This is a genomic window from Micromonospora sp. HB375 (assembly GCF_017872985.1).
Taxonomy (GTDB): domain Bacteria; phylum Actinomycetota; class Actinomycetes; order Mycobacteriales; family Micromonosporaceae; genus Micromonospora; species Micromonospora chalcea.
Map to the genome: position 1 here is coordinate 718,850 of NZ_JAGGJO010000001.1, position 17,646 is coordinate 736,495.

The following is a 17,646-nucleotide window of genomic DNA, read 5'->3' on the forward strand; positions in this document are numbered from 1 at the left end:
GCCCGTACCGGGGGTGACTAGGGTCGGAGCATGGTCGCAATCTCGTACGAGGACATCGTCAAGGTCCCGAAGGCGCTGCTGCACGATCACCTCGACGGCGGCCTGCGGCCCGCGACGATCGTCGAGCTGGCCGCCGAGGTCGGCCACGAACTGCCCACCACCGACCCGGCGGCGCTCGGCGTCTGGTTCACCGAGGCGGCGAACTCCGGCTCGCTGGAGCGCTACCTGGAGACGTTCGCGCACACGGTGGCGGTCATGCAGACCGCCGGCGCGTTGCGCCGGGTCGCCCGCGAGTGCGCGCTGGACCTGGCCGCCGACGGTGTGGTCTACGCCGAGGTGCGGTTCGCCCCGGAACAGCACCTGGAGCAGAACCTGACGCTGGACGAGGTGGTTGACGCGGTGGTCACCGGGTTCCGGGAGGGCAGCGCGCTGGCCGCCGAGGCGGGCACCCCGATCCGGATCGGCACGCTGCTCACCGCGATGCGGCACGCCGCCCGGTCGCAGGAAATCGCCGAGCTGGCCGTGCGGCACCGCGACACCGGGGTGGTCGGCTTCGACATCGCCGGCGCCGAGGCGGGCTTCCCGCCCACCCGGCACCTGGACGCGTTCGAGTACCTCCAGCGGGAGAACTTCCACTTCACCATCCACGCCGGTGAGGCGTTCGGCCTGCCGTCCATCTGGCAGGCGATCCAGTGGTGCGGCGCCGACCGGCTCGGCCACGGCGTACGCATCGTCGACGACATCACCCCCGGCAACCCGCCGGTGCTGGGCCGGCTGGCCGCGTACGTGCGGGACAAGCGCATCCCGCTGGAGCTGTGCCCGTCGTCGAACGTGCAGACCGGTGCCGCGGCCTCGATCGCCGACCACCCGATCGGGCTGCTGCGCGACCTGCGGTTCCGGGTGACTGTGAACACCGACAACCGGCTGATGAGCGGCACCTCGATGTCGCGGGAGATGGCGCTGCTGGTGGAGGCCTTCGGCTACGGCTGGAAGGAACTCCAGTGGTTCACCATCAACGCGATGAAGAGCGCGTTCATCCCGTTCGACGAGCGGCTGCGGATCATCGACGAGGTGATCAAGCCGGCGTACGCCGAGCTGATCGGCTGATCACGACTGGCGGGGGTGGCCGGAGAGCAGCGCGGCCACCCCGCGCAGCACCTGACCGGCCCGGGCCGCCTCGGCACCGAGCCCGGTCTGCCGGCGCAGCACGGCCGGCTCGGCACGCAGCAGCGCGACCCCGCGCCGGAGCAGCACCCGGGGCGCCTTGCGCTGCTCGGCGAGGTCCCGGGCGAGGCGGCGCAGGAACGTCGCGCCGCGTGGGCGGCGCAGCGCGTACGCGCCGGCGAGCACGCCCTGCCGGCGGCACTCGGCCACGATCTCGGCGGCGAAGATCCCCTCGGCGACAAAGATTGGCGATCCGTCGATGTCGAATGGCCGGGTGGCCACCCTGCGGTCCGCGCCGATCGCATAAACCGGCACTTCGGCCTTGCCCTCCCGAGCCAGTCGGGTGATTGTTTGCACCGCCATGTCCGCATCCCAGGACAGTGGGGACTCCCAATCCACCTGTCCGTTCCGACGCGGACACGTAGGGTCGTCGCCGTCCTTGTAGAAGTCGTCCAGGCAGAGCACCGGAAGTCCGGTTCGCTGCGCTATGTATGACTTTCCTGACCCGGAGGGGCCAGCGAGCAGGACAACGCGATGCGGGTGTTCCATTACCTTCAGTGACTCCGGCCAGACGGATAGCTATCAAATTGCATCAACATCTCATCACACCTCCGGTGAGGGACAACCTGGTCTTTCTCTTTGCGGGGCGGCGTGATGGAATCTCGGAGGTCCGACCCGCCGGGTCGGTCGCTCGGCGTTGCCCTCAGGTGACGTCGGGCGCGGTAATGCGAGGGCGGTGACGTGAGCAAACGGCCAACGACGGCGGGCTCCTTCCTGTCGCGGCTGCGCCGGCCGATGAGTCGGCTGCGCGACATGCCGATCTGGTCCAAGCTCGGTCTGATCATGATCGTGCCGACCATCGCCACGGTCGTGGTGGGCACCAGTGGTCTGGTCGACCACCTGGAGACGCTCAACAATGCCAACCGTGCGGGGGACCTGGCCAATCTGATCGGCTACTCGGGTGACCTGATCGACACGGTGCAGGACGAGCGGGTCGGCGCCGTGCTCTTCCTCGGCGCGAAGGAGTTCCAGACCCGGGCGCAGTACCAGGAGGGCTACAACCGGGCCAACCAGCGGGTGGACCAGGCGAAGTCGCCGTACCTGCGGCAGCGTGGCGAGATCGACGACCTGCCGCGCAACTTCGTCGGGCTGCTGGACGCGATCGACACCCAGCTGAAGGACCTCCCGGCGACGCGCAGCCAGGTGCTGAACGGCAAGCTCAAGATCAATGACGCCGACCTGACCTACCGGCAGCTGATCGAGGACCTGCTCGCGATCCGCGACTCCGCCACCCAGCTCGCCGGCGACAACGACCTGAGTGACCGGATGCGCGCGGCGGCCGCTGTCGCCCGGCAGAAGGAATTCCTGACCCAGCGCCGCGTGGTCGTCCACCAGGCGATCACCCAGAACCAGTACACCCCCGCGCTGCGCGAGCAGTTCATCGCCAGCGGCACCGGCCAGTCGCAGGCGTTCGCGACGTTCCAGGCGGTAGCCACCGACCCGGACAAGCTGTTCTACGACCAGACCGTCTCCGGGCCGGACCTGCGCCGGGCGGAGCTCTACACGAGTTTCATCTCGGGCAACAACAGCGGCTCGATGGAGAACGCCCAGTTCGGCGCGGACCAGTGGGACCAGGCCATGGTCGCCAACGCGAAGCTGATGCGGACGGTGGAGTCCCGCCTCGACGGCAACGTGGTCCGGCAGGCCGACGCGCTGCGCTCGGACACCCAGCGCCAGGTGTTCCTGGAGACCGGCCTGCTGCTCACCATGCTGCTGCTGGCCATCCTGTTCGCGTACCTGGTCGCCCGCTCGATGGCCCGCTCGCTGCGCGACCTGCGCCAGGGCGCCCTGGCGGTGGCCCAGTACGGGCTGCCGCAGGCCGTCGCCCGGCTGCGTGACCCGCAGGTGACCGGCCAGCTCACCCCGGTGCAGCTGGCCAACCAGATCGCCGAGCCGCTGCCGGTGCGCAGCAAGGACGAGTTCGGCCAGGTGACCGAGGCGTTCAACGCCGTCCACCTGGAGGCCGTCCGGACCGCCGCCGAGCAGGCCGCCCTGCGGGCGTCCGTCGCGACCATGTTCGTCAACCTGGCCCGCCGCTCGCAGATCCTGGTCGACCGGCTGATCGGCCACCTCGACCGGCTGGAGCGCGGCGAGGAGGACCCGGACCGGCTGGCCGAGCTGTTCCAGCTCGACCACCTCGCCACCCGGATGCGCCGCAACGACGAGAACCTGCTGGTGCTCGCCGGCGCGGACTCCACGCGTGTGCAGCGCGAGCCCGCCGCCCTGATCGACGTGCTCCGCGCCGCCCAGTCCGAGGTCGAGCACTACACCCGGATCGAGTTCGGGGTGATCGACCGGGACATCGAGGTCGCCGCCCACGCGGTGAACGACCTCGTGCACCTGGTCGCCGAGCTGTTCGACAACGCGACCGCGTTCTCCCCGCCCGACTCCCAGGTCATGGTGGAGGCCCGCCGGGTCGGCGACCGTGCCTCCCTATACGTGGAGGACCGGGGCATCGGCATCAGCCCGGAGCAGCTCCGTGACCTCAACGAGCGGCTGGCCACGCCGCCGCAGGTGGACGTCGCGGTCTCCCGGATGATGGGTCTGGTCGTGGTAGCGCGGCTGGCCGCCCGCCACGGCGTCCGGGTCGAGCTGCGACCGGGCACCGACCGGGGCACCGTCGCCGACGTGACGCTGCCCACCACGGTCCTGGTGCCGCGTGCCCTGGCCGGCCGTGGTCCGGGCGCGCCGGCCCTGCCGCCCGCCGCCCCGCAGCAGAGCGGACCGACGCCCGCCTTCGGCGCCCTGGCCGCTTTCGGCAACAACAACCCGCAGAGCCTGCCGCCGGCCCCGCACCCGGGCGCCTCCGGCAACCAGGTCACGCTCGGCGGACGCGCCTTCGACCCGGCGCCGCGCAACGGCTCGGGCACCCCGGCGAACGCCGGTGGCGCTCGCGCCATGCCGGCCTGGTCCGACCTGACCGGCGCCAACCCGGGCGACGGGGACGGCGGGTTCGGCTCCCGGCCCTCGTCCGGCTCCGGATTCGAGCCGCTGCCCCAGCGGCGCAACCCGGCCGAGGGCGACCCGGGCACCAGCGGCCAGCAGCCGGCGATCCCGCGCCAGCTGCCGAGCAGCCCCGAGGCGCGGCCCTACAGCCCGCCGCCGGTCTCCGCGCCGCCGGTCCCGCCGGTGTCGGCGCCGCCGCTGCCGCCGGTCTCCGGCGCCCCGGCCGCCGGCAACCCGCTGCCGTACCGTCCGGTCTCGGCCGCCCCGGTCTCCGGCGACCCGTTCTCCGGCCGTCCGGTCTCCGCGGCGCCGGTCTCCGGCGACCCGTACACGGGCCGTCCGGTCTCCGCCACGCCGGTCTCCGGGCAGCCCACGTCGGCCGCGCCGGTCTCCGGCCAGCCGGCCGCCGGTTACCAGGTCTCCGCGCCGCCGGCGAACCAGCTGCCGGCGCGACCGGTGACGCCCGGGCCGGGCGTCGGTGCGCCGCCGGTCTGGCCGCCGGTCACTCCGGCCCCGGCCCCCGCGGCGCCGGAACGGCCCACCAGCGGCATGGACATGACCACCGAGCTGCCCCGGGTGCCGCGCACGGAGATGCCGGCCACCGCGCAGCCCGCGACCGGCCAGCCGTCGGCCGCCGGCCCGGCGACGAACCAGCCGGCCGCCACCCCGGCGACCAACCGGCCGGCTGCCGCCCCGGCGGCGCGACCGGGCCCGGCAGCGCAGCAGCAGGGCAACCGCCAGCGGTACGCCGACGAGACGATGGAGCTGCCGATCTTCCGGGAGCTCGAGTCGGCGTGGTTCCGTACCCGCCGGCCCGGGCCCCACGAGGAGGCGGCGGCCCCGGCCCCGACGACGAACGGCGGCGACGCCACCCAGCAGTTCGCCAAGGTGGACACCGCCGGCCGGCCCGTGCCGCAGCCGACACCCGCAACGACAGGTAACGCACCGATGGCACACACTCCGACGGCCGGCGGAGCACCGCGTGACAACGGCGCGGCGAACGGGAACACCCGTCCCGCGTACGGCGGAGGGCTGCCCACCCGGCAGCCGACCGCGTCGCCGCAGTCCTCGCCCTGGCAGACCGCGGCCGACGACGGCTGGCGCGCCGCCTCGGCGGCCACCGAGGTGCCGGTCGCGGAGACCACCCAGAAGGGCCTGCCGAAGCGGAAGCCGATGGCGCAGCTCGTGCCCGGCAGCATCGACAAGCCTTCTGCCTCGGTGCAGCGGCGGACGCCGGAAGGCGTCCGGGGCCTGCTGTCGGCCTACCATCGGGGCGTGCAGCGCGGGCGTAACACCGACAGCAACACGACCGGCCCGGAGGGCACTCCGGGCGGGCAGCAGTCCTCGCAGTCTGGCTCAGGCCCGGTGGCCGGGAGCGGGCAGAAGGAGCAACAAGGATGACTACTACGCAGGATCTCGGATGGCTGCTCGCCAACTTCGCCGACCGGGTGCCCGGTGTGGCGCACGCGGTCGCGGTCTCGGCCGACGGCCTGCTTCTCGCCTCGTCCCGTGACCTTCCGCGGGACCGTGCCGACCAGCTCGCCGCGATCGCGTCCGGTCTGGTCAGCCTGACCCAGGGCGCGGCCCGCTGCTTCGAGGGCGGAGCGGTGTTGCAGACAGTCGTCGAGATGGACAACGGATTCCTGTTCCTGATGTCCATCTCCGACGGTTCGTCGTTCGCGGTGCTGGCGGCGCGGAGCTGCGACGTGGGTCAGGTCGGGTACGAGATGGCCCTGCTCGTGGACCGGGTGGGCGATGCCCTGACGCCGCAGCCGCGCACGGCTGTGGGGATGATGGGCTGAATGACGCGCTGGCCGGTGGGTCAGGTGCGGGAACAACAACGACAGCGACGGATGTCACCGGGGCGAGCCGGTGCCGGGTACGAGGGAGGTGAGCGGCGACATGGCGGATCGTGACGAGCCGACCGGCGCATTGGTCCGGCCGTACGCCGTCACCCGTGGTCGTACCCGTCCCCGGCTCGACATCGCCCTGGAGGCGCTCGTCGAGACGACGGTGCGCGGCCGAGCGGTTGCCACTGGCAATGGTGGCCACGGTCGTGAACACCAGTACATCGCCGCGTTGTGTGACGGACGTGTGCAGTCGCTCGCCGAAATCGCGGCGCGGATGCAGCTTCCGCTCGGCGTGGCCCGGGTGCTCATCGCCGACATGGCGACGGACGGCCTGGTCGCGGTCCACGAGCCGACCATTTTGGACGACTCCGACGACGCGGTGGGCACTGAACTGCTGGAGAGGGTGCTGAGTGGACTTCGCAGGCTCTGACATGTCGCACCGGCCGCCGGCCCCGAGCGGCCGAGTGACGTCGGCGAAGATCGTTATCGCCGGTGGGTTCGGCGTCGGCAAGACGACGCTGGTCGGCTCGGTCTCCGAGATCACGCCGCTGACCACCGAGGCGATCATGACCTCCGCCGGTGTCGGCGTCGACGACACCCGGCAGGTGCCGGGCAAGACGACGACCACGGTGGCGATGGACTTCGGTCGTATCTCGATCGACCGGGATCTGATCCTGTACCTGTTCGGTACGCCGGGTCAGACGCGGTTCTGGTTCATGTGGGACGAGTTGGTCCGGGGTGCGATCGGCGCTGTGGTGCTGGTCGACACCCGGCGGCTCGCCGACTGCTTCGCCGCCATCGACTTCTTCGAGCACCGGCGGCTGCCGTACCTGGTGGCCATCAACTGCTTCGACGGCATGCAGTACCACGATCCGCAGGACGTCCGGGACGCGCTGGCGATCTCCCGCGACGTGCCGGTGGTGCCGTGCGACGCCCGTAACCGGGAGTCCACGAAGCACGTGCTGATCTCGCTGGTCGAGTACGTGCTCACCATGCGGCGCTCGCGGGCCGTCGCACCCGCCTGACCGACGCGCGGAAGCGCCCGGCGGCCTGAGGCCACCGGGCGCTTCTTGCCGTCCGGGGACGGACACGGTACGCGGTCGCCCGGTGACCTCCAGGAAGGAATCGCCGGGCGGCGCTCCGGGTCAGCCGAGACGCGTCCAGCCGCCCCGGTAGACCTGGTAGACGGCGAGCGAGTCGGGTTCCATGCCACCGTGCCGCGCGGCGGTGAACGCGTACCCGCCCGCGATGCCCTGGACCGCCTGCGCCTGGAGCAGCGCCCGCAGGCGGCCCCGGTCCAGGCTCGTCGCCATCCGCGCCGACCACGCGAGGAGCTGGAGGGCGTCCGAGGCGTACGGGGCGAAGCCGGGGCTGCCGCCGTGCCGCTGGGTGTAGCGGGTGGCGAAGTCCCGCCGGGCCAGCTGCGCCGTGGTGGTGGCGGTCACCGCGGAGATGTCCAGGCAGGCCGGGTGCACGGCGTATGCGCCCTCCACGGCGGCGGCGTTGGCCCCCTGCACGGTGTCGTCGGCGACCGCGCCGGCGTCGAAGAAGATCGGGCCGCGGTGCCCGGCGGCGCGCAGCTCCCGTGCCGCGGCGCCGGAGTCCGGCGCGGTGGCCCAGACGACCACGCCGTCCCGCTCGCCACCAGCGACGCGGTCGGCGGCGGCGCGGAAGCGCCGGCCGGTCGCCGGCAGGCGTACCGTGCGGGCCAGGTCGGTGCTGCTGTCCGCGAGCGCCTCCCGCATCGCCCGCACACCCGAGTCGCCGTGCAGCCCGTCGGCGGCCAGCAGGGACACCTTCCGGACCTTCATGGACTCGAACAGCTCCACCAGGCGGCGTGCCATGTCCACGGCGTCCGGCGTGAGCTTGTAGGTGAACGTGCGCTCGTCGAGCGGCAGCACGATGCGGTCACCGTAGCCGAGCGAGAGGAACGGCGTCTTGACCTGCTGGGCGGCCGTCGCCAGGGCGACGGAGGTCTCGCCGAGCACGCCGCCGATCAGGGCCTGCGCGCCGGCCCGGGTCAGCTCGGCGGCATGCCGGGCGGCGACCTGCGGGTTGCTGCCGTTGTCCAGGATCTGGAGCCGGACCGACCGGACCAGGTTCCCGACCGGGATGCCGGTGCGGTTGAGCGAGTCGGCGGTGAGCTGCAGGGCCTGCCGCTGGGCGACGCCGAGCACCGATCCCGCGCCGGTCAGCTCCAGGCTCGCCCCGACGATCAGATCCTGGTCGCTCGGCGCGCTGCTGGACGGGCCGTCCTCCGGCCGCTGGCCCTGCGGCGCGCAGCCTGCCAGCAGCACGCTCCCGGCCGCGGCGGCGAGGACGCCCCGCCGGGTGAGCACAGTGGAGTCGAACGCCGGTGTCGCCATTGGAATCGCCTTCCCACCCCGGCGAACAGGCGCCGCCGCTGGTCCGCCGGGTATGTTCCCGGCCGGTCCAGCTCAGCGTCAAATCGCCCAGGTGTGGGATGAAACACCCCACTCGTGGGCCTGGCGGACTCTGATCAGGAGCGGTAACCGGCCGAGCGGTACTCGTACTCCCGGTCGTCCTCGCGGTCCCCGGTGTCGCGGGTGAAGTCCCAGCCGCCGGCCGCCTCACGGCCCGGACGGCCGCCCACGGCGAAGCCGCCGATCTCCTGGCCACGCCGCCAGCCTCGGAAGTATCCGGTGGTGTTCTCGGCCAGGCTCGCCGCGTTCCGGACGATCCGCAGGGGACGCTCCTCGCGCAGCGGGGAGCCCGGCACCAGGTTGGCCTGCGGCACCCGCTTCGGCAGGCCGGCCTTGGTCTCCGCGCCGACGGACGGGCGGGCGGCCTGCTCGGCCGCCTGCCAGCCGGTGTCAGCGGTGCTGGACCACTCCAGGTCGGCCTCGTCCCCGTGCCCGACGAACCAGGCGGACTTGGCCTGCGCGAAGATCAGCAGGTCACCGTCGCCGTCGTCGGAGACCGGCGGCGGCCGGTGCTCCTTCGGCGCGGGACGCCGCTCGGGCGGGGCGGTCATGGGCACGCGGCCCGGGTCGCCCTGGTCGACCAGACGCAGCGGCGGCGTGTCCAGCCCGGGATCGGCGGCCGACCGGCTCATCTCGTCGCGCAGCGCCCGGTCGGCCAGCGGCGGAGGCTCCACCAGCCGCAGCATCGGCGGCTCCTGCGGAAGGTCGTCGGCGAGCCACGGCGGCGTGACCCGGCCCGGGTCGCTCGGCGCGTCCACGCCCCGTCCATACGGGTAGGTGGTGCCCTCCCGCTCCCGGGCGGTGTCGTCCTCGTTGTTCACGAGCGGCCAGTTCGCCCGGGAACCCGGCGGGGCTGCCTCCGGCGCCGGCGGGCGCGGGGCCGGCACCGGGATGCTCAGGTCGGTGGCGCTGAACCCGCCGGTCGGCGGTTCCTGGTGCGGATTGGTCTTCGGGCGGGGCGGGATGACGGTGCGCTGCCGCTCCGCCCGCGCCTTGTTGATCGCCGCGGTGGTCAGCGTCGGCCGGAACGGCTCGCCGGCCTCGGCCGGCGGCACGGCGCCGCGCGGCGACGGGGCGATCGGGGTGATGCCGGGCGGCGGCGGCGGAGGCGCGGAGATGGGCCGGTTGGTGGGTCCGTCCACCCGCGACGGCAGCGGCGCGCCGGTCGGCTCGGGCCGGGACGGCGGCGCGGAGGCCGGACGGCCCAGCGAGGCAGCCGGAGCCACGGGAGTCACCGGGGCCGGAGCGACCGGCGGAGGCGTGACCGGGGCGGGAGCGACGGGTGGCGGGGCGAGCGGCCGGGGCGTCGTCGTGGCGGCCGGGCCGGAGACCGGCTCGGGCCGGCCGCGGCGCCCGCCGGGAATCGGCTCCGGGCGGCTGCGTCGTCCGGCCGGCTCGGGTGCGCCGGCCGGCTCGGGACGACCACGGTGTGCCGGCTCGGCGGCCGGCTCCGGCTGGACCGGCCGCACCGCGCGCAGGTCGGTGGCCGGGGCCAGCTCGTCGACCTGCTCACCGCGTCGGGCGGCGGCCCGGCGGCCGGTGGCGGGCGCGGGAGCGGTGCGTTCGGCGAGCGCGCCCACGAGCGCGTCGCATCCGGCGTCACAGGTCCGGACCGAGGCGACCGCCTGCCGTACCGTCTCGGCGACGGCGGCGGTGAGCGTCCGGTTGACGGTGGCCCGCCGGGGTGTCTCGGAGATGGCGACCCGCAGCGCGGTCACCGCGTCGGAGATGTCGCCCGCGTCCGCCAGACCCTCGGCGGCCAGCTGCGCGACCACCGCGTCGGCGGTCAGCCCGCCGTCGCGGCCACGGGCCGCGGAACCGGTGAGCATCCCCGGCTCGGGCAGCGTGTCGAGAACCGCGAGGGCGACCCGGTCCGCCGGGTCCGGATACGCGCGCAGCGCGGCCGGGTAGAGCTCGCGGAGCACCTCGCGCAGCGTCACCGCGGCCGAGTGCCGGCCGCTCGCCAGCGCCGCGTGCGCGGCCAGGACCTGCGTGTATCCGGCTAGCTCACGCGGCGCCGGGAGGGTCACCGCGGAGAGCGCGCCGGCCTGCAGCGCGCGGGCCAGCCCGACCGCGCGGCGCTCGGCGGGCGGGGACTGCATCTCCTCCAGGGAGTCGTCGTCGGCGAAGCGCTCGGCGAAGTCGTCGACCGAGTCGTCGTCGGCGATCGCCAGCGGACGGCCGGCGGCGCTCAGCAGCGAGGTGACGATGTGGTCGTCGCTGTCCGCGGCGATGGCCGCGCCGCTCGGACCGCCGGACCGCTCCACCAGCAGCGCGACCAGCTGGGCGTACCCGGCGGCCTCGTCGGCGATCTCACAGACGTGCAGCAGACGGCCTGCGTCGTCGACCACAGCGGACGTCAGCGTCGTTCCGGCCGAAGCCGTTCGGTCGGCCGGATCTGCCGAGGCCAGACCGCAGTACACGCGCACGAGCGCCACGGCGTCGTCCTCCTCCCGGGACACAGGTCTTGCTCTGCCAGAGACTGATGCTCCCCGCTCCGGGTCAGTCGCGCCAGTCCACAACCGCAGAGATCTTGCCGACAATGGTGCGCCAACCCAAACTTGCGGTTTGTGCCCCGATTTTCTTCAGCCGGCGCCGACCCAGGAAACCACCGATTCCGCCGTTGACGGAAGCCCGCAGCGCCTCGTCCAGATCGTCCAGGCTCGAGCCGGCGGAGAGCATGTCCAGCACGGCTGGTAGCCGCAGCGCGTACGCCAGGTCACGGGCGATCTCACCAGCTTCGATGAGTAGCTCGTGGTCCCATGCGTCGTGGCCGCCGCGCAGGTTCTCCACCACCAGGTCGAGTTCGTAGGTGTCCTCGTCCAGCGGGGCGATGTCGGCCGGTTCCAGCCGTTCGGACAATTCATTCCAGCTGTCCAGTTGGGACAGGTCGTTGGGCGCGCCGGAACGGATGAAAGAGACCAATGACTCCGGGGTCTTGAACAGCAGGAGCCGGCCCTTGTGGGTGAGGAAGACCGGCACCTCCTCGTCGCCCGCGGCGTCCTCGTCCTCGTCGTCGTCCTCTTCGTCCTCGGACTCGGCCTTGTCCTCGGTCGCGTCGTCGTCCGCCTCGCCCTTGCGGCGCCCCTTGGCGGCCTTCTCGGCCTTGTCGTCGTCCTCGTCGTCCTCCTCGGCGGAGAGGGCGGCGAACTCCTCGTCGAGGATCACCACCTCCTCGTCGTCCTCGGTCTCGACGACCTGGCGGCGGGCCAGGAAGGGGTCGTCCTGGTCGCGCTCGGCGACGTCGGTCGGGGTCAGCTCGCGCGCCGGCCGGTACGCCCGCAGCGTGAAGCCGGTGCCGGCGGGCAGCGCGATCTCCACCGGGTCGATCCGCACCTCGTCCCAGAGCGCGCGGTCCGCCGGCGGGCGGTCCGCCTCGACCTCGTCGGCTGCGGCGGGCGCGTCGGTGTCGTCGAGCTCGGGCTCGTCGGCGTCGGGCCGTTGGGGCGACTGGCGGGCCACGCTGACCTCCGTGTGCGTTCGGTTGCCCACCCGGCGGCGTCGCGCCGCCGAGTGACTCTGCGCACATACCCTAGTGGGCGAACCGTTGCGGCCGGGAGCCGCACCCCTTGGCGTTCCGGAGGATCGACAAGTAGCGTTGCTACGCATGAAGGCGCAGGCGCTGCACGGCCACCTCGACGCGCTGCTGCTCGCCGTGCTGGAACAGGGCCCGCGACACGGCTACGCGATCATCGAGGCGTTGCGTGCCCGCAGCGGCGGGACGCTGGATCTGCCCACCGGCACCATCTATCCGGCGCTGCGCCGGCTGGAGCGGGCCGGGCTGGTGGCGAGCACGTGGAGCACAGTCAACGGCCGGGAGCGCCGCACCTATGAGCTGACCGAGGCCGGTGGCCGGGCGCTGGTGGGGGAGCGGGCCGGCTGGCGCGAGTTCAGCGCCACCGTCGGCCGGTTCCTCGGGGCGGACGAACCGCCCACGGCCCCGGCCTGAACCCCGCCGGCCGGACCGGTGGGCCGGCCGCTCGGGCGGCCGACCGGCTCAGCCGGCCAACCGCCGCTCGGCGAGCACCCAGCAGCGGGCGGCCCGGACCAGTGCGAACCAGGCCGCGGACACCACCGTCGCCCCGATGATCATCGGCGGCCAGGTGAGCGCGGCGTCCCACAGCCCGACCGACCAGCCGAACAGCGCGCCGCCGGCGGTCACGCCGAGCGCCAGGGCGCCGGTCAGACCGAAACCGATCAGCCGGGCCGGACGGACGAGCCGGGGCGACCCCCACCGGGCGGTGAGCGGGCCGACGAGCAACGCGGCCAGCGCCAGCGCGGCGATCACGCCCCAGATGACGTTCAGCCCGGCGGAGAGCAGCAGGTAGCTCGCCGGCGGCGGGGGACCGCCGCTCCAGCTCGACCCCTGCCAGGTCAGGTCACCGGCGGCGATCAGCACCACCGAGATCAGGAGCGTGCGCAGCGCCAGCCCGCGCAGCGCGCCGGTGGCCAGCTCGGCCTGGAACTCCGGCACGAGCTGCCGGTCGCTGCCGAACTCGGCGACCGCCCGCCGCTCCGCCTCCGCGCGCGGCAGGCCCTCCTCCCGGTACGCCTCGACGGCGTCCTCCAGCGCGTGCCGCGTCTCGGTCAGCAGGTCGGCCTTGAGCCGGTCCGGCCCGTACAGGCGCCCGGACAGCTCGCGCAGCCGGCGGTCGACCACCGCCTCGTCATGGACCCGCATGCGCACAAGCCTGCCATCGGGGGACGGGCTACCGCGTCAGGGAAAACCCCGATCGGATTCAGTGCGCGCTACGGCGTGACCGCCAGGTAGCCGCGTTCGGCCGTCTGCTGCCGCAGCCACTGCTCCCGGTACCACCCGGGGCGTGCCACCAGCTCGTCGTGCCGGCCGCGCTGTACCACCCGGCCGCCGTCGAGCACCACGATCTCGTCCAGCCCGGCCAGGCCGCTGAGCCGGTGGCTGATCAGCAGCACCGAGTGCCCGGCCGGGGTGGCGGCGAGCGTGGAGTCCAGCACCGCGTCGGCGGCGGACGGGTCGAGCCCTTCGGTCGGCTCGTCGAGCACCAGCACCGGCGGGGCGGCCAGCAGCGCGCGGGCCAGCGCGAGGCGCTGCCGCTGCCCGCCGGAGAGCTGCCCGCCCTGCTCGCCGACCACTGTGTCCCAGCCGTCGGGCTGTTCGCGTACCCATTCGAGCAGGCCGGCCGCCCGGGTCGCGGCGACCAGGTCCGCCTCGGTGGCGTCCGGACGGCCGAGGAGCAGGTTCTCCTTGACCGTGGCGTGGAAGACGTACGCCTCGGCGAGCAGGCCGCCGACCACCCGGGGCAGGTGCTCGTCCGGGATCCCGGCCACCGGCACGCCGCCTACGGTGACCCGGCCGGTGTCGGGGCGTACCGCGCCGGTGAGCACGGCGGCGAGCGTGCTCTTGCCGGCGCCGCTCGGCCCGACCACCGCCACCCGCCGGCCGGCCGGCAGGTCGAGGTCGAAATCGGCCAGCGCGGGGGCGGCCCCGGTCCGGTAGCGGACCGTCACGTCGGCGAACCGTACGTCGTGGCCGTCGATCGCGGGCTCCGGCGCGCTCGTCGGCGGCGCCGTGGCGGCGGGCTCGGCCAGCAGGTCGGCCACCCGGGCCAGCCCGGTCCGGAGCTGGGCGCGCTGGCGGGCCGCCGCGACGAGCGCGAGAGCCACCTCCACGGCGGCGAGCGACCCGACCGCGAGGACGCCGACGAGCACCCCGCCGACCCCGGCCCGCAGCGCGACGGCCACCACCGCGGCGGCGGTGAGGCCACCCACGAGTACGCCGGTCGCGTCCACCGCGAAGCCGGTAGCGGCGAGCCGGCGTTCCAGCTTCGCCAGCCGCGCGCCCCGGTTCTCGGCGGCGGCGAGCGCGGCGCCGGTGGCCCCGAACGCGGCCAGGTCGGCGGCGCCGTGGGTGAGGTCGACCGCGTCCACCGCGAGCGCGCCGCGCAGCGGGGCTACCTCGTCGGCGGCGCGGCGGGTGAGTCGGGTGGCCAGCGCGGGCAGCGCCGCGCCGGCCACCAGCAGGCCGATCGCGAGCACACCGGCGGCCGGCGGTGAGATCAGCGCGGCGACGCCGACGGCGAGCACGCTGACCACCGCCGCGGCCGCGCCCGGTACGAGCACGCGCAGGAGCAGGTCCTGGGCCGCCTCCACGTCCGACACCAGGCGGCTCAGCGCGTCCCCGGTACGCCGGCCGGCGTCGCGCCGGGCGGCGAGCGTGGCGAACACCCGGGCCCGTACGTCGGTGATCATGCGGAGCACGGCGTCGTGCCCGGCGAGCCGTTCGGTGTACCGCAGCACGCCCCGGCTGACCGCCAGCGCCCGGACCGCGACGATGGCCACCGTCAGCCGGTCCAGCGGCGGGCGGCCGGCGGCGCTCATCAGCAGCCAGGTGGCGGTGGCCATCAGCGCCAGGCCGGCGAACTCGGTGGCGGCGGCGAGCAGCCCGGCGCCGAGCAGCCGGCTCAGGTACGGCCGGGCCAGGCGCAGCACCGCCCGTTCCGCGCCGGGGATCATCGGGCCACTCCCGGTCCGGTGGCGGTCGGGTGCAGTTCGGTGACCCGGCCGTCCTCGACGCGCAGGATCCGGTCGGCGTCGGCGAGCAGCGCGGGCCGGTGCGCGACGAGCAGCGCGGTACGTCCGGCGACCAGCCGCCGGGTCGCGTCCAGCACGACCGCCTCGCTGGCGCTGTCGAGCCGCGCGGTCGGCTCGTCGAGCAGCACGATCGGCGCGTCCCGCAGGAACGCGCGGGCGAGCGCGACCCGCTGCCGTTGACCGCTGGACAGGCCGTGGCCGCGTTCGCCGAGGCGGGTGTCCAGCCCGTCGGGCAGGGCGTCGACCACCTCGTCCAGCGCGGCGTCGGCGACCGCGGCGGCGAGCACGTCGTCCGGGGTGTCCGGCGCGCCGAGGCGGATGTTGTCGGCGAGCGACCCGGCGAACAGGTGCGCCCGCTGCGGCACCCACGCCAGTTCGCGCCGCCAGGCGTCCAGGTCGACCCCGGCCAGGTCCACGCCGTCGACGGTGACCCGGCCGGAGGTCGGTGCGACGAAGCCGAGCAGCAGGTTGAGCAGCGTGCTCTTGCCCGCGCCGCTGGGCCCGATGACGGCGATCCGGTCGCCGGGCCGGATGGTCAGCGTGACGTCGCGCAGCGCTGTGGTCCGGTCGTACGCGACGCTCACGCCCTCGAAGCGGATCTCGCCCCGGCCGCGCGGCGTGGGACGGCGGGGTTCGGCGGTGGCGGGCGCGTCGGTGGCGGAGAGCGTGAGCGCCTCGTCCAGCGCGGTGAGTCCCTCCATGCTGGCGTGGAACCGGCTGCCCGCCGCACGCAACGGCAGGTACGCCTCCGGGGTGAGCAGCAGCACCAGCAGCGCGGTGGAGAGCGTGAGGCCGCCGCCGAGCAGCCGGATGCCGACCGGCACCGCGACGAGCGCGACGGAGAGCGTGGCGACCAGTTCCAGCACCAGCGCGGACAGGAACGCGATGCGCAGCGTCTTCATGGTGGCCTGGCGGTGGCCGTCGGCCATCCGGCGTACCACGTCGACCTGCCCCTTGGACCGGCCGAACGCGCGCAGCGTGGGCAGCCCGGCCACCATGTCGAGGAAGTGCCCGCCGAGCAGCGACAACCGGCGCCACTGCCGTTCGGTGGCGGCCTGCGCCTGCCAGCCGAGCAGCGCGCCGAAGATCGGGATGAGCGGGATGGTGAGCGCGATGATCAGCGCCGAGCTCCAGTCGGCGAACACGATCCGGGCCAGCACCGCCACCGGCACCGTGACGCTCAGCACGAGCTGCGGCAGGTAGCCGGTGAAGTAGGGGTCCAGCGCGTCCAGCCCGCGCCCGGCCAGCGTGGCGAGCTGCCCGGCCCGCTGCCCGGCGACCCAGGTGGGTCCGTGCCGGCCGACCGCGCCCAGCAGGTCGGCGCGCAGCGCCGCCTTGACCGTCGCGGCGGCCCGCGCCGCCACTGTGCCCTGCGCCCAGCTCACCAGCGCCCGCCCGGCGACCGCCGCCACGAGACCGGCCAGCGCCGGCCGGTGCAGCCGCCCGTCGAACGCGGTGGCCAGCAGCGTCGCCAGCGCGGTCGCCTGGGCGATCACCAGCAGCGCGGTCAGCCCGCCCAGCGCCGCGAGCACGGCGAGGTCGCGCCGGGCCGCGGGGACCCGACGCAGCAGACGCGGGTCGAACGGGCGGCGGTTCACCAGTACACCGGTGCCCTGCCGTCGATCCGTCCCCGGAACACCCACCAGCACATCGCCTGAAAGCCTAGTAGGGCCGGCACGAGCGGTAACGCGAGCCATCCCAACAGTGCCAGCGTCGGACGGCCGGCGGCCGCCTCGGCCACCGTCAGCGAGGCTGCCGGGTCGGCCGTGGAGACCAGGATCCGGGGCCAGAGCGCGGCCCCGACCAGCGGCGCGGGCAGCGCCAGCGCCGTCGCGGTCGCGGCGAAGGCCACACCGGCCCGGCCCCGCCGCAGCGCCGCGCGGGCCGTCAGCAGCGCGGCCACGAGCGCCAACGGCAGGAGTACGGCCACAGCCGGGCGCGCCACCGCGGCGCGTACCCGATCGGAGAGCACGCCCAGGACGGTGGCCGCGCCGACGGCGACGAGTGCGGCGGGCACCAGGGCACTCGCCAGCCGGGCGAGCGCCGGGGCGTCGGCGGTGGGCAGCCGGAGCGTGAGGAACGTCGCACCGTGCACCGCCACCAGCGCCAGCAGGGCCAGCCCCGCGGCGGCGACGAACGGGGTGGCGAGATGACCGACACCGACCACATGCCCGTCGGCGCTCAGCGGCACGCCCTGGAGCAGCCCGCCGAGCACCGCGCCCCAGCCCAGCGCGGCCAGCACGCTGCCGACCACCACCACCCGGTCCCAGCCGGCGCGCGCCGTTCCGGAGACCGGGCGGCTGCGCAACTGCACCCCGGCGGTCACCAGCACCACCCCGGCCAGCGCGGCGAGCACCGCCGGGTAGAAGCCGGAGAGCAGCTCGCCCTCCAGCCGGGGGAACGCGCCGAACAGGATGCCGACGGCCGCCACCAGCCAGACCTCGTTGCCGAGGAAGAACGGCCCGAGCGCGGCGAGCGTGGCCCGGCTGCCCGGCGTCGGGCCGCGCCGGGCCAGCAGCAGGCCGACGCCGTAGTCGTAGCCGCCGAGCACGAGGTAGGTGGCGAAGAAGAGGCCGAGCAGGGCGTACCAGGCGAGTTCCACGGTGGGCTCC

General features: G+C 74.5%; 14 protein-coding genes. 6 read left to right on the forward strand and 8 right to left on the reverse strand.

Features of this window, described 5'->3' with window-relative positions; translation table 11 throughout:
- The first annotated feature begins 30 nt into the window (after positions 1 to 30).
- Positions 31 to 1,107 (forward strand): adenosine deaminase, encoded by a 1,077-nt coding sequence (locus J3R08_RS03610; protein WP_043326756.1) that lies wholly within the window; start codon positions 31 to 33, stop codon positions 1,105 to 1,107.
- Here the strand turns inward: J3R08_RS03610 and J3R08_RS31810 are convergent, their stop codons facing one another.
- A complete protein-coding gene (locus tag J3R08_RS31810; RefSeq protein ID WP_223201242.1) occupies positions 1,108 to 1,446 on the reverse strand; it encodes a hypothetical protein in 339 nt (112 codons plus the stop codon). It lies immediately after the preceding gene.
- 459 nt (positions 1,447 to 1,905) lie between these two features.
- Here J3R08_RS31810 and J3R08_RS03620 point away from each other — a divergent pair, with 459 nt between their 5' ends.
- The 4 genes from J3R08_RS03620 to J3R08_RS03635 all read left to right on the forward strand — a co-directional run bounded on the left by J3R08_RS03620 (position 1,906) and on the right by J3R08_RS03635 (position 7,045).
- Positions 1,906 to 5,571, forward strand: a complete 3,666-nt coding sequence (locus tag J3R08_RS03620; protein WP_064447624.1) for a sensor histidine kinase — start codon at positions 1,906 to 1,908, stop codon at positions 5,569 to 5,571.
- Positions 5,568 to 5,972: a roadblock/LC7 domain-containing protein gene (locus tag J3R08_RS03625; RefSeq protein ID WP_013283992.1), complete on the forward strand. Its 405-nt coding sequence runs from the start codon at positions 5,568 to 5,570 to the stop codon at positions 5,970 to 5,972. The genes J3R08_RS03620 and J3R08_RS03625 overlap by 4 nt, the downstream gene beginning before the upstream one ends.
- 100 nt (positions 5,973 to 6,072) lie before the next feature.
- On the forward strand, positions 6,073 to 6,450 hold the full coding sequence (locus J3R08_RS03630; RefSeq protein ID WP_030501200.1) for a DUF742 domain-containing protein: 378 nt from the start codon (positions 6,073 to 6,075) through the stop codon (positions 6,448 to 6,450).
- 1 nt (position 6,451) lies between these two features.
- A complete protein-coding gene (locus J3R08_RS03635) occupies positions 6,452 to 7,045 on the forward strand; it encodes an ATP/GTP-binding protein (RefSeq protein WP_030501201.1) in 594 nt (197 codons plus the stop codon).
- Positions 7,046 to 7,165: 120 nt separating this feature from the next.
- On the opposite strand, the gene J3R08_RS03640 is transcribed toward J3R08_RS03635, so the two are convergent.
- The 3 genes from J3R08_RS03640 to J3R08_RS03650 all read right to left on the reverse strand — a co-directional run bounded on the left by J3R08_RS03640 (position 7,166) and on the right by J3R08_RS03650 (position 11,956).
- Complete coding sequence (locus J3R08_RS03640; protein ID WP_209959980.1) at positions 7,166 to 8,386, reverse strand: ABC transporter substrate-binding protein; 1,221 nt, start codon at positions 8,384 to 8,386, stop codon at positions 7,166 to 7,168.
- A gap of 134 nt (positions 8,387 to 8,520) precedes the next feature.
- Positions 8,521 to 10,926 carry a transposase gene (locus J3R08_RS03645; protein ID WP_209959982.1) on the reverse strand — a complete coding sequence of 802 codons (2,406 nt, stop codon included), beginning with the start codon at positions 10,924 to 10,926 and terminating at the stop codon, positions 8,521 to 8,523.
- A gap of 40 nt (positions 10,927 to 10,966) precedes the next feature.
- Entirely contained in the window at positions 10,967 to 11,956 is a 990-nt protein-coding gene (locus tag J3R08_RS03650) for a hypothetical protein (RefSeq protein WP_064447625.1), read from the reverse strand.
- Between the two features lie 115 nt (positions 11,957 to 12,071).
- Here J3R08_RS03650 and J3R08_RS03655 point away from each other — a divergent pair, with 115 nt between their 5' ends.
- Positions 12,072 to 12,413 (forward strand): PadR family transcriptional regulator, encoded by a 342-nt coding sequence (locus J3R08_RS03655; RefSeq protein ID WP_043326746.1) that lies wholly within the window; start codon positions 12,072 to 12,074, stop codon positions 12,411 to 12,413.
- Between the two features lie 48 nt (positions 12,414 to 12,461).
- Here J3R08_RS03655 and J3R08_RS03660 read toward each other — a convergent pair whose 3' ends face one another.
- The 4 genes from J3R08_RS03660 to J3R08_RS03675 form a co-directional block, all read right to left on the reverse strand.
- The gene (locus J3R08_RS03660; RefSeq protein ID WP_043326744.1) at positions 12,462 to 13,145 is read right to left on the reverse strand and encodes a permease prefix domain 1-containing protein; all 684 of its coding nucleotides are present in this window, start codon (positions 13,143 to 13,145) and stop codon (positions 12,462 to 12,464) included.
- Between the two features lie 68 nt (positions 13,146 to 13,213).
- Positions 13,214 to 14,956 carry a thiol reductant ABC exporter subunit CydC gene (gene cydC / locus J3R08_RS03665; RefSeq protein WP_083296901.1) on the reverse strand — a complete coding sequence of 581 codons (1,743 nt, stop codon included), beginning with the start codon at positions 14,954 to 14,956 and terminating at the stop codon, positions 13,214 to 13,216.
- A complete protein-coding gene (gene cydD, locus J3R08_RS03670) occupies positions 14,953 to 16,632 on the reverse strand; it encodes a thiol reductant ABC exporter subunit CydD (protein WP_209959983.1) in 1,680 nt (559 codons plus the stop codon). The genes cydC and cydD overlap by 4 nt, the downstream gene beginning before the upstream one ends.
- The gene (locus J3R08_RS03675) at positions 16,629 to 17,636 is read right to left on the reverse strand and encodes a cytochrome d ubiquinol oxidase subunit II (RefSeq protein ID WP_140946578.1); all 1,008 of its coding nucleotides are present in this window, start codon (positions 17,634 to 17,636) and stop codon (positions 16,629 to 16,631) included. Before J3R08_RS03675 ends, cydD begins: the two co-directional genes overlap by 4 nt.
- Positions 17,637 to 17,646 lie beyond the last annotated feature (10 nt).